At 52.5% G+C, this 12,333-nt stretch carries 13 protein-coding genes; 10 read left to right on the forward strand and 3 right to left on the reverse strand.

The annotated features are described in order from the left end of the window. Window positions 1-272 precede the first annotated feature (272 nt). Window positions 273-656, forward strand: a complete 384-nt coding sequence (gene grcA, locus J1G48_RS05630; RefSeq protein ID WP_000627811.1) for an autonomous glycyl radical cofactor GrcA — start codon at window positions 273-275, stop codon at window positions 654-656. Between the two features lie 61 nt (window positions 657-717). Here the strand turns inward: grcA and eamB are convergent, their stop codons facing one another. Continuing rightward, complete coding sequence (gene eamB / locus J1G48_RS05635; protein WP_000188410.1) at window positions 718-1,305, reverse strand: cysteine/O-acetylserine transporter; 588 nt, start codon at window positions 1,303-1,305, stop codon at window positions 718-720. 102 nt (window positions 1,306-1,407) lie between these two features. On the opposite strand from eamB, the gene J1G48_RS05640 reads away from it, so the two are divergent. Beyond that, a complete protein-coding gene (locus tag J1G48_RS05640) occupies window positions 1,408-2,307 on the forward strand; it encodes a LysR family transcriptional regulator (protein ID WP_001675040.1) in 900 nt (299 codons plus the stop codon). A 17-nt stretch (window positions 2,308-2,324) separates the two neighbouring features. Here J1G48_RS05640 and srmB read toward each other — a convergent pair whose 3' ends face one another. Further along, window positions 2,325-3,659: an ATP-dependent RNA helicase SrmB gene (srmB, locus tag J1G48_RS05645; RefSeq protein WP_000219174.1), complete on the reverse strand. Its 1,335-nt coding sequence runs from the start codon at window positions 3,657-3,659 to the stop codon at window positions 2,325-2,327. 129 nt (window positions 3,660-3,788) lie between these two features. On the opposite strand from srmB, the gene trmN reads away from it, so the two are divergent. After that, entirely contained in the window at window positions 3,789-4,526 is a 738-nt protein-coding gene (trmN, locus tag J1G48_RS05650) for a tRNA(1)(Val) (adenine(37)-N(6))-methyltransferase TrmN (protein ID WP_000083345.1), read from the forward strand. On the opposite strand, the gene nadB is transcribed toward trmN, so the two are convergent. After that, window positions 4,511-6,133, reverse strand: a complete 1,623-nt coding sequence (gene nadB / locus J1G48_RS05655) for an L-aspartate oxidase (RefSeq protein ID WP_000989184.1) — start codon at window positions 6,131-6,133, stop codon at window positions 4,511-4,513. The genes trmN and nadB overlap by 16 nt on opposite strands. 264 nt (window positions 6,134-6,397) lie before the next feature. Between nadB and rseD the strand changes: the two genes are divergently transcribed. The 7 genes from rseD (at window position 6,398) to lepB (ending at window position 12,289) form a co-directional block, all read left to right on the forward strand. Next, window positions 6,398-6,562, forward strand: coding sequence for a rpoE leader peptide RseD (gene rseD / locus J1G48_RS05660; protein ID WP_122038272.1), 165 nt, complete (start codon window positions 6,398-6,400; stop codon window positions 6,560-6,562). Next, a complete protein-coding gene (gene rpoE, locus J1G48_RS05665) occupies window positions 6,559-7,134 on the forward strand; it encodes an RNA polymerase sigma factor RpoE (protein WP_000003307.1) in 576 nt (191 codons plus the stop codon). Before rseD ends, rpoE begins: the two co-directional genes overlap by 4 nt. Window positions 7,135-7,165: 31 nt before the next feature. After that, a complete protein-coding gene (gene rseA / locus J1G48_RS05670; protein ID WP_001168374.1) occupies window positions 7,166-7,816 on the forward strand; it encodes an anti-sigma-E factor RseA in 651 nt (216 codons plus the stop codon). Beyond that, a complete protein-coding gene (rseB, locus tag J1G48_RS05675; protein ID WP_000812017.1) occupies window positions 7,816-8,772 on the forward strand; it encodes a sigma-E factor regulatory protein RseB in 957 nt (318 codons plus the stop codon). Before rseA ends, rseB begins: the two co-directional genes overlap by 1 nt. After that, window positions 8,769-9,248, forward strand: a complete 480-nt coding sequence (rseC, locus tag J1G48_RS05680; RefSeq protein ID WP_000589049.1) for a SoxR-reducing system protein RseC — start codon at window positions 8,769-8,771, stop codon at window positions 9,246-9,248. The genes rseB and rseC overlap by 4 nt, the downstream gene beginning before the upstream one ends. A 250-nt stretch (window positions 9,249-9,498) precedes the next feature. Then, a complete protein-coding gene (gene lepA / locus J1G48_RS05685; RefSeq protein WP_000790154.1) occupies window positions 9,499-11,298 on the forward strand; it encodes a translation elongation factor 4 in 1,800 nt (599 codons plus the stop codon). A gap of 16 nt (window positions 11,299-11,314) precedes the next feature. Continuing rightward, window positions 11,315-12,289, forward strand: a complete 975-nt coding sequence (gene lepB, locus J1G48_RS05690) for a signal peptidase I (RefSeq protein WP_000157810.1) — start codon at window positions 11,315-11,317, stop codon at window positions 12,287-12,289. The last annotated feature ends 44 nt before the right edge of the window (window positions 12,290-12,333 follow it).

Below are 12,333 nucleotides of genomic sequence, written 5' to 3' on the forward strand. Positions count from 1 at the left end.
TCTGCAGTGCAAAATCCTGCGTGCTACAAAAACGGTTACCTACAAAAGATAGTTGAAAATTTATGTAAAAAGTTTATAGGTCTGAATGGTGTAAGTTGATGTAAAACAATAAATTCCCTTCATCACCCTTTTTATGGTGTGGTTTTTATTGATTTAAATCAAAGAATGAAGGGTGATCGAAGGGTATATATACACTCAAGCAACAATGGTTTTACCAATTGGCCGGGATTAGGCCGACCGAAATCAAATAATTTTGCCTGGGGAGGCATCACATGATTACAGGTATCCAGATTACTAAAGCCGCTAACGACGACCTGCTGAATTCCTTCTGGCTGCTGGACAGCGAAAAAGGCGAAGCGCGCTGCATCGTTGCAAAATCCGGCTTTGCTGAAGATGAAGTTGTGGCTGTCAGCAAACTGGGCGAGATTGAATACCGGGAAATTCCGATGGAAGTTAAACCGGAAGTACGCGTTGAAGGCGGTCAGCATCTGAACGTTAACGTTCTGCGTCGTGAAACTCTGGAAGACGCGGTTAAGCATCCGGAAAAATACCCGCAGCTGACTATTCGTGTTTCTGGTTATGCGGTGCGTTTTAACTCCCTGACGCCGGAACAGCAGCGCGACGTTATCGCTCGTACCTTTACCGAAAGCCTGTAAGGCTTATCCGGTAATAACAAGCGGAAGAGGCCGGGCCTTTTCCGCTTTTGTTTTATTTGGGTCAGTAAAAAATCCGCACCGCGCAGTACACCAGCAGTAACGCCAGAATGATATTTAACTGGCGACCATAATGGCGAAACGCCCGCTGAAACAGATGTCCCGCCAGCGCCCAGCACACATTACCGAACGTGCCGATCAATGCCAGCAATATACTGACGCCGATGACCCAGTTCAGCGCCTGCGTTTGCGGTAAAACAAATGTAGACAGAGCGGTAATGCCGTACAGAATAATTTTGACGTTCACAAACTGCAGGCCAAAGCTTACCCAAAAGCCAACCGGTTTTGGTCTGACCTTCTCATCCGCCGCTGGACTGGTGGCAATTTTCCACGCCAGCCACAGGATATACGCAGCCCCTACCCAACTGAGCAAATGAATGATTGCCGGATCGATAACCGCAAGGGAAAACGCGATCCCGGCGCACAGCAGCATGACGACCAAAAATCCCAGACTCATACCTGCCAGTACACGAATACTCTGCCGAAAACCATGTGCAGTTGCTGCGCTAAGCGCGAGAATATTGTTTGGGCCGGGGGTAAGGGCGGTGATTAATGTATAAGTCCAGAAAGCGCTTAAAAGCATCGGTGTCACTTGTCATCTCCTCTGTTTTAGCAGACAGTACCCGATATGAAATATTTAAAAAAATGAATGTTTTTTAATTCTGAATTCGAGATTTTCGATAGGTTGGTGGTTATGGATCTGCGTCGGTTTATTACGCTGAAAACGGTAGTGGAAGAGGGCTCGTTTCTGCGGGCTTCGCAAAAGCTGTGCTGCACTCAGTCGACGGTAACTTTTCATATTCAACAGCTTGAACGTGAGTTTTCCCTGCAACTGTTCGAGAAAATAGGGCGCCGAATGTGCCTGACCACTGAGGGGAAAAAGCTGATGCCGCATATCCATGAACTGACGCGTGTGATGGAGTTGATTCGTGAAGCCGCAAGGCAGGATGCAGAACCCGGCGGAGAGCTGCGCGTGGCGACAGGTGAAACCTTACTGGCGTACAAAATGCCGCAGGTTCTACAACGTTTTAAGCTGCGAGCGCCGAATGTCAAATTGTCGCTACAGTCGCTGAATTGCTATGTGATACGTGATGCGTTGCTGAATGACGAGGTCGATCTGGGCGTTTTTTATCGCGTAGGTAATGATGACGCGCTCACGATGCAGCAACTGGGGGAGCAGTCGCTGGCGCTGGTGGCCTCTCCACTGCTACAGGATGCTGATTTTACGCAGCCAGATCAGCATATCCCCTGCAGCTTCATCATCAATGAACCGCAATGTGTCTTCCGCCAGCTATTTGAAAGTACGCTACGGCAGAGGCGGATTACGCTGGAAAACACCATTGAACTGTGGAGTATTGAAAGTATTAAACAGTGTGTGGCTGCTAACCTGGGCATCAGCTTTTTACCACGTTTTACCGTTGAACGAGAACTTAGTACCGGTCAGTTGAAAGAGCTGCCGTTTGGCGCGCCGTCGCTATCGATCATGGCGCTGTGCGCCCATCATGCCGGGAAAGCGGTCAGCCCGGCAATGCAGATATTTATACAGTGTATGGAGGCGTGTTTTACCGTGGAAGATAAAAAAATGCCGGGTTAACGAACCCGGCATTATCATCACTCTTCGCTGGATTGCTCCTGCATTTTTGTACCGCTTGGCTTGCGGCGCTTACCGATATTTTTTGTATCGCGGTGACGTTTCTTCACGCGCGGCTTCTCTTTTTCTTTCTCTTTTTTCTTCTCGGCGCGTTTCGCCAGCACTTTTTTCGACGGTTTGCCGGTCAGCTTTTCGCTGGGCGCACGCGTGGTCGGGCGAAGCTCATCAATGACGCGCGCTTTTAGCGGCTCTTCGATGTAGCGGCCGATTTTCAGCAGCAACAGATGGTCGTGGGCTTCTACCAGCGAGATTGCAGTGCCTTTGCGGCCAGCACGGCCTGTACGACCAATGCGATGCAGATAGGTATCGCCACTGCGCGGCATGTCGAAGTTAATGACGTGGCTGACGTCAGGAATATCAATCCCACGTGCCGCGACGTCGGTCGCGACCAGCACGTTAACGCGACCGTCGGTGAGACGCTTAATACCTTCGTTACGTTTGATCTGCGCCATCTCACCTTCAAGATAGCAATTGTTGATCCCTGCCAGACGCAGCGTTTCGGCCAGTTCATGGACGCGTTCACGTTTACGTACAAACACGATAGAACGGGTTGCATCGTCTTGTTTTAGCAGGTGCTTCAACAGCGCAACTTTATGTTCGAAATTGTCGGCACGGTAGTACCACTGGTGAATTTTCTTACGCTCGCGGGTTGACGGATTGGCGGAAACCTCAACCGGGTCTTCCAGCAGGCGCTCGGCAAAATCTTTAATCGCATCGCCTTCCAGCGTGGCGGAGAACAGCATCGTCTGTTTACGCCAGCGGGTCTCACCAGCGATATGTTCAATGTCCTGAGCGAAGCCCATGTCGAGCATCCGGTCAGCTTCGTCAAGGATCAGTGTTTCAACCGCCCGGCAGTCAAAGTTCTCTTCTTTTATATATTGCAGCAGACGGCCCGTCGTGGCGACCACGATATCCTGGTTTTCGCTAAACACTTCAGCATGGTTCATATAGGCCACGCCGCCGGTAATCGTGGCGATATCCAGATGAGTATGCTTAGCCAGTTCACGAGCGTGATCGGCAACCTGCATTGCCAGTTCGCGGGTTGGCGTCAGGATCAGAATGCGCGGCGGCCCCGATTTTTTACGCGGAAAGTCGAGCAGGTGCTGCAACGCCGGCAGCAGATATGCCGCCGTTTTACCGGTGCCTGTCGGCGCAGAACCGAGTACATCACGGCCATCGAGCGCAGGCGGAATGGCGGCAGCCTGAATGGCGGTCGGGCGAGTGAAACCTTTATCCTGGAGGGCATCCAGCAGGCTTTCGTCGAGTTCAAGTTCGGAAAAAGTCGTTACAGTCATGTTCTACCTCTGTGTGGGGCGCTGATTATAGACGTTACGGCCGCAATCTTCATCTGTTTGTATGGATATCCCTTCTCAGGTATTGTTTTCACTCGGCGCTGTCGCCGTTTTTTGCAAGGTTGTTTTTACATGTCTCAGTCTGGCTCCGTTCTTCGTCGTAACGGATTTACGTTTAAACAGTTTTTTGTCGCACACGATCGGTGTGCGATGAAAGTGGGAACTGACGGTATTTTACTCGGGGCGTGGGCGCCGGTCGCGGATGTAAAGCGAATTCTGGATATCGGTACTGGAAGCGGTCTGCTGGCGTTAATGCTGGCGCAGCGGACGGATGACAATGTGCCTATTGACGCCGTGGAACTGGATGCCGGGGCTGCCATGCAAGCGCAGGAAAACGTGGCTCACTCTCCCTGGCCGCATCGAATAACGGTGCATACTGACGATATTCAGAGTTGGGCGCCTCGCCAGACGGTACGCTTTGATCTTATTATCAGCAACCCGCCTTATTACGAACCCGGTGTGGAATGCGCCACGCCGCAGCGGGAGCAGGCGCGTTACACCGCTACGCTGGATCACCAGACGTTATTGGCTATTGCGGCGGATTGTATTACCGAAGATGGCTTTTTTTGCGTAGTCTTGCCGGAACAAATAGGTAACGCTTTTACGCAGCAAGCGCTCAACATGGGATGGCATTTGCGGCTACGTACTGACGTTGCGGAAAACGAAGCGCGCTTGCCGCACCGGGTTTTGCTCGCATTCTCCCCGCAAGCCGGGGAGTGCTTTAGCGACAGATTAGTAATTCGCGGGTCAGACCAGCATTATTCTGAAAGTTATACGGCGCTGACCCAGGCATTTTATCTGTTTATGTGAGGCGTTAATGGCGAAAGGATCGATGGGCCTGATTCAGCCAGTTGTTGCGGATAATCCAGCGTAAAGTGCAGCCCCCGGCTCTCTTTACGCATCATCGCGCAACGCACAATCAGTTCGGCCACTTGCACCAGATTGCGCAGCTCCAGTAAATTATTCGAGACGCGAAAGTTGGCGTAATATTCGTCAATCTCTTGTTGCAACATAGTAATACGCCGTAGGGCGCGCTCCAGCCGTTTCGTCGTGCGCACAATCCCCACATAGTCCCACATCAGCAGACGCAGTTCGTGCCAGTTATGCTGAATCACCACCCGCTCATCGGCGTTCTCCACGCGGCTTTCATCCCAGGCGGGAAGGACGTCAACGCTGTGGACAGAAGGCATTCGCCTGTCGATATCCATTGCTGCGGACCAGCCGTACACTAAGCATTCCAGCAACGAGTTGGACGCCATACGGTTAGCGCCGTGCAGGCCGGTGTAACTGACTTCGCCAATGGCATATAAGCCGTCTACATCGGTACGACCATAATCATCGACGACCACGCCGCCGCAGGTATAGTGCGCGGCAGGAACAATGGGAATCGGTTCTTTGGTTAAATCCATCCCCAAATCGAGCAGTTTCGCATAGATCATCGGGAAGTGCTGGCGGACAAAATCGTCAGGCTTGTGGCTGATATCGAGAAACATACAGTCTGCGCCGAGTCGTTTCATCTCATGGTCAATAGCGCGGGCGACAATATCGCGCGGCGCCAGTTCCCCGCGTTCGTCAACGTCCGGCATAAACCGTGAACCGTCCGGACGTTTAAGGTATGCGCCTTCGCCGCGCAGCGCTTCGGTAAGGAGAAAATTACGCGCCTGCGGGTGATAAAGGGCGGTGGGATGAAACTGGTTAAATTCCAGATTAGCGACCCGACAGCCTGCGCGCCAGGCCATCGCGATACCGTCGCCGGAGGAAATATCCGGGTTAGTGGTATATTGATAAACCTTTGAGGCGCCGCCGGTCGCCAGCACCACCGACTTCGCATGACAGGTTTCAACCCACTCTTTATTGCGATTCCAGATCCAGGCGCCGACGACCCGGCGAGGCCCCGGCAGACCCATTTTATCGGAGATAATTAAATCAACGGCGTTGCTGCGTTCCAGCACCTGAATATTAGGATGATTTTGCGCCCGACTGACCAACGTGGTTTCGACTTCCTTTCCGGTAGCGTCGGCGGCATGAAGGATACGGCGATGGCTATGGCCGCCTTCACGCGTGAGATGATAGCTCTCCTTGCCGTTTGGCTGGACATGCGTATCAAACAGGACGCCCTGATCGATAAGCCACTGCACACAGGTACGGGCGTTGCTGGCGACAAACTCCACCGCGTGGCGATCGCAAATTCCGGCGCCAGCAATTAGCGTATCTTCAACATGCGACGCAATACTGTCGGTTTCATCAAACACGGCGGCAATACCGCCCTGCGCATAAAACGTGGAGCCCTCGCTCACCGGCCCTTTACTCAGGACGATAACCTTATGCTTTTCAGCCAGACGCAGCGCCAGCGAGAGCCCGGCCGCGCCGCTGCCGATAATTAACACATCACAGGACAGTTCAGGAGTTGTCATCATGGTTTTTTGTTTAATTTACTAAACACGGTTGCGGCAGATTAGCACTATATGGCGCTAAAAAGCACGTGATGATTTCGCTGGTGTTGTGCTTATTAAACATAAAATAAAAATACGGCGAGAGATAAACGGCAAAAAATATTTTATAGGGCAGGGTGTTAGCGTCGGATTTTGTAGTGAAATAAAGATGCTGTTAGGTTACTCTGCAAACGACGAAATGGGCATTTCTGTACAGATAGTGCGTTGTTCAGCATCTGTAGACTTATAATGGAAGATAAGACCTGTCTACAACATGACAAACAAAAACAAATGCGTAACGGAACTTTACGAAACATAGACACTCCAACCTGTTGCTTGCTCATAGTGCGGCTTATGGAGTGGCGTTTCGAAAGCGCGTGGAAATTTGGTTTGGGGAGACATTACCTCGGATGAGCGAGCAGTTAACGGACCAGGTCCTGGTTGAACGGGTCCAGAAGGGAGATCAGAAAGCCTTTAACTTACTGGTAGTGCGCTACCAGCATAAAGTGGCGAGTCTGGTTTCCCGCTATGTGCCATCGGGCGACGTTCCCGATGTCGTACAGGAATCATTTATTAAGGCCTATCGCGCGCTGGATTCTTTCCGGGGGGATAGTGCTTTTTATACCTGGTTGTATCGTATTGCGGTCAATACTGCGAAGAACTACCTGGTTGCGCAGGGGCGTCGTCCGCCTTCCAGTGATGTAGACGCGATTGAAGCAGAAAACTTTGAAAGCGGCGGCGCGCTGAAAGAAATTTCGAACCCTGAGAACTTAATGTTGTCAGAAGAACTGAGACAGATAGTTTTCCGAACTATTGAGTCCCTCCCGGAAGATTTACGTATGGCAATCACCTTACGGGAGCTGGATGGCCTGAGCTATGAAGAGATAGCGGCTATCATGGATTGTCCGGTGGGGACGGTGCGTTCACGTATCTTCCGGGCGCGGGAAGCTATTGATAATAAAGTTCAACCGCTTATCAGGCGTTGACGATAGCGGGATACTGGAAAAGGTATTAGGCATGCAGAAAGAAAAACTTTCCGCTTTGATGGATGGCGAAACGTTGGATAGTGAGCTGCTCAAAGCGCTTACGCACGACCCGGAAATGCAGAAAACCTGGGAGAGTTATCACCTGATCCGCGATTCAATGCGGGGGGATACGCCTGACGTTCTCCATTTCGATATATCCGCTCGCGTGATGGCCGCTATTGAAAACGAGCCAGTACGTCAGGTGTCGCCATTAATCCCTGAGGCCCAACCCGCTCCGCAGCAATGGCAGAAAATGCCGTTCTGGAAAAAAGTGCGTCCGTGGGCGGCGCAGCTTACCCAAATGGGCGTGGCGGCGTGCGTTTCACTTGCAGTTATCGTCGGTGTCCAGCACTATAATGGGCAATCTGAAACATCCCAACAACCTGAAACGCCGGTTTTCAATACCCTGCCTATGATGGGGAAAGCCAGCCCGGTAAGTCTGGGAGTGCCTTCTGAAGCAGCGCCTGTCGGCAGTCAGCAACAGCAGGTACAGGAGCAGCGTCGTCGCATTAATGCCATGTTGCAGGACTATGAACTGCAGCGCCGACTGCACTCCGAACAGCTTCAGTTTGAGCAGGCGCAAACCCAGCAAGCCGCGGTACAGGTGCCAGGAATCCAAACTTTAGGAACGCAATCGCAGTAATGAAGCAACTTTGGTTTGCCATGTCCCTTGTGGCGGCTAGCCTGTTCTTCTCAGCAAACGCCTCGGCCGACCCTGCGTCCGGGGCGTTATTGCAGCAGATGAACATCGCCAGTCAGTCACTGAATTACGAGCTGTCATTCGTCAGCATCACGAAACAAGGCGTTGAATCTCTGCGTTATCGACACGCACGCCTGGATGGTCGCCCGCTTGCGCAATTGCTACAGTTGGACGGTCCCCGCCGGGAGGTCGTACAGCGTGGTAATGAAATCAGTTATTTTGAACCGGGCCTTGAGCCGTTCACCCTGAACGGTGATTATATTGTCGATTCTCTGCCTTCCCTGATTTACACCGACTTCAAGCGCCTGGCGCCATACTACGACTTTATTTCTGTCGGACGCACCCGTATCGCAGACAGATTGTGCGAAGTTATCCGCGTTGTGGCGCGCGATGGTACGCGTTACAGCTATATTGTCTGGATGGACATGGACACCAAACTACCGATGCGCGTTGATCTGCTGGATCGCGATGGCGAGACGCTGGAGCAGTTCCGCGTTATTGCGTTCACGGTGAGTCAGGATATCGGCAGCAACATGCAGGCGCTGGCGAAGGCGAATCTGCCGCCGCTGCTTTCTGTTCCCGGTGGCGAAAAAACGAAATTTAACTGGAGTCCATCCTGGGTGCCGCAAGGCTTTAGCGAAGTTTCCAGCAGCCGTCGTCCGTTGCCGACGATGGATAACCTGCCTATCGAATCGCGGCTTTATTCTGACGGTCTGTTTAGCTTTTCCGTCAATGTGAACCGGGCGACGCAAAACAGCAGCGATCAGATGCTGCGCACCGGGCGCCGAACGGTTTATAGCAGCGTTCGCGACAACGCGGAAATCACCATTGTCGGCGAGCTTCCGCCGCAAACGGCGAAGCGCATTGCCGACAGTATCAAATTCAGGGCAGTACAATGATTAAAGAGTGGGCAACCGTTATCTCCTGGCAGAATGGTCAGGCGGTGGTGAGCTGCGACGTTAAAGCGTCATGCAGCAGCTGCGCCTCCCGTGCGGGATGCGGCAGTCGCGTGCTGAATAAATTAGGGCCGCAAACCACCCATACCATTGTTGTGCCAAGCGCGGAGCCGCTGGCGCCGGGGCAGAAAGTCGAGTTGGGCATCGCCGAAAAAAGCCTTTTAGGTTCGGCGTTGCTGGTCTATATGTCGCCTTTAGCGGGGCTATTTCTTTGTGCGGCGCTTTTTCAGATGCTGTTTGGATCTGACCTTGCCGCATTAAGCGGGGCCGTGCTGGGCGGCGTGGGCGGTTTTCTGGTTGCCCGCGGCTATTCCCGAAAACTGGCGGAGCGCGACGCCTGGCAGCCGGTGATTTTAAACGTTGCCCTCCCGCCGGACCTTGTTCGCGTCGAAACTACCTCAATCGAAACGCGCCAGTAAACGTTTTGCCCAACGGTACACCTGCCGCGTTGGGTTGTTGTCCCGATAAACATGCGCTTTTCCTGCGTTGCGGTGTTTTACAGGAAAAAGCGAGGCGTTTTCCAGTTCCCGCTCTCCTTACACTATGAACATTTCCTCGCCTTAGCGTTGTAGTGTAGAATGCGGCGTTTCAGTTAAAACAGACGTTAAGCTCAGAACAGCGACCTCTAAAGTCTGGTCAACCAGGCGTAAGGCATAATAATTTATCTCTATGAAGAACATACGTAACTTTTCGATCATTGCTCACATTGACCACGGTAAATCGACGCTGTCTGACCGTATTATCCAAATCTGCGGTGGCCTGTCTGACCGTGAAATGGAAGCTCAGGTACTTGATTCGATGGATCTTGAGCGTGAGCGCGGTATTACTATTAAAGCCCAGAGTGTGACGCTGGATTTTAAAGCGTCTGATGGTGAAACTTATCAACTGAACTTTATCGACACGCCGGGACACGTTGACTTTTCCTATGAAGTTTCCCGTTCGTTAGCCGCCTGCGAGGGCGCGCTGCTGGTGGTGGATGCCGGCCAGGGCGTAGAAGCGCAAACGTTGGCGAACTGCTACACCGCGATGGAAATGGATCTTGAAGTGGTGCCGGTGCTTAACAAGATTGACCTGCCGGCCGCCGATCCGGAGCGTGTGGCGGAAGAAATCGAAGACATTGTCGGTATCGATGCGACGGACGCGGTACGCTGCTCCGCCAAAACGGGTGTCGGCGTGACGGATGTTCTGGAACGCCTGGTGCGCGATATCCCGCCGCCGCAAGGCGATCCGGACGGCCCGCTGCAGGCGCTGATTATTGACTCCTGGTTCGATAACTACCTGGGCGTGGTATCGCTGGTGCGTATTAAAAACGGCACCATGCGTAAAGGCGACAAAATTAAAGTGATGAGCACCGGGCAGACCTACAACGCTGACCGCCTGGGGATCTTCACGCCAAAACAGGTTGATCGTACCGAGCTGAAGTGCGGCGAAGTAGGCTGGCTGGTCTGCGCCATTAAAGATATCCTCGGCGCGCCGGTTGGCGATACCTTAACCTCAGCGCGTAACCCAGCGGAAAAAGCGTTGCCGGGCTTTAAAAAGGTGAAACCGCAGGTCTATGCAGGTCTGTTCCCGGTCAGCTCCGACGATTATGAAAGTTTCCGCGACGCGCTCGGCAAGCTGAGCCTGAACGATGCCTCACTGTTTTATGAACCGGAAAGCTCCTCGGCGCTGGGCTTTGGTTTCCGCTGCGGCTTCCTCGGCCTGTTGCACATGGAGATCATTCAGGAGCGTCTGGAACGCGAATACGATCTGGATCTGATCACCACTGCGCCGACCGTGGTTTATGAAGTAGAAACAACGGCGAAAGAGACTATCTATGTTGATAGCCCCTCCAAGCTGCCGCCGTTGAATAACATTTATGAACTGCGCGAGCCTATCGCCGAGTGTCATATGCTGTTACCACAAGCCTATTTAGGTAACGTTATTACGCTGTGTATTGAGAAACGCGGCGTACAAACTAACATGGTGTATCACGGTAACCAGGTCGCGTTGACCTATGAAATCCCGATGGCGGAAGTGGTGCTCGACTTCTTTGACCGTCTGAAATCAACGTCGCGCGGCTATGCGTCTCTGGATTATAACTTCAAGCGCTTCCAGGCTTCCGATATGGTGCGTGTTGATGTGTTAATCAACAACGAGCGTGTCGATGCGCTGGCGCTGATCACGCACCGTGATAACTCGCAAAGCCGTGGTCGCGAGCTGGTGGAGAAGATGAAAGATTTGATTCCACGCCAGCAGTTTGATATCGCGATTCAGGCGGCGATTGGTACGCATATTATTGCCCGTTCGACGGTAAAACAGTTACGTAAAAACGTGCTGGCGAAGTGCTACGGCGGTGATATCAGTCGTAAGAAAAAACTGCTGCAGAAACAGAAAGAAGGTAAGAAACGCATGAAGCAGATCGGTAACGTCGAGCTGCCTCAGGAGGCGTTCCTCGCCATTCTGCATGTCGGTAAAGACAATAAATAATCTCTAAGGAGTTGGCATGGCGAGCATGTTTGCCCTGATTCTGGTGATAGCCACACTGGTGACGGGCATTTTATGGTGCGTTGATAAGTTTGTTTTCGCGCCAAAACGTCGGGCGCGCCAGGCTGCCGCGCAAACGGCGTCGGGAGATGCGCTGGATAACGCTACGCTCAATAAAGTGGCGCCTAAGCCGGGCTGGCTGGAGACCGGGGCGTCGGTTTTCCCGGTTCTGGCGATCGTTCTGATCGTTCGTTCATTTCTTTATGAACCCTTTCAGATCCCGTCAGGCTCAATGATGCCGACACTGCTTATCGGCGATTTTATTCTGGTGGAAAAATTTGCCTACGGCATTAAAGATCCGATCTACCAGAAAACCCTGATTGAAACCGGTCATCCAAAGCGCGGGGATATTGTGGTATTTAAATATCCGGAAGATCCTAAGTTAGATTACATCAAACGCGCAGTCGGTTTGCCGGGCGATAAAATCACTTATGATCCGGTTGCGAAAGAGGTGACGATTCAGCCTGGCTGTAGCTCCGGTCAGGCGTGCGAAAATGCGCTGCCGGTTACCTACTCTAACGTTGAGCCGAGCGATTTTGTACAGACCTTTGCCCGCCGTAACGGCGGAGAAGCGACCAGCGGTTTCTTTGAGGTTCCGCTAAACGAGACGAAAGAAAACGGCATTCGCCTGACCGAACGTAAAGAGACGTTAGGCGATGTGACGCACCGCATTCTGATGGTGCCGATAGCCCAGGATCAGTTGGGCATGTATTACCAACAGCCAGGACAACCGCTGGCGACCTGGGTTGTACCACCGGGACAATATTTCATGATGGGCGACAACCGCGATAACAGCGCGGATAGCCGTTACTGGGGATTTGTTCCGGAAGCGAATCTGGTCGGTAAAGCGGTCGCTATCTGGATGAGCTTTGACAAGCAGGAAGGGGAGTGGCCGACAGGCGTACGCCTGAGTCGTATCGGCGGTATTCACTAACTGTGATGAAATGATCGTTCACGCTGCCGTCTTTTTAGCGGCAG

The organism is Salmonella sp. SAL-020 (assembly GCF_017372215.1).
GTDB lineage: Bacteria > Pseudomonadota > Gammaproteobacteria > Enterobacterales > Enterobacteriaceae > Salmonella > Salmonella enterica.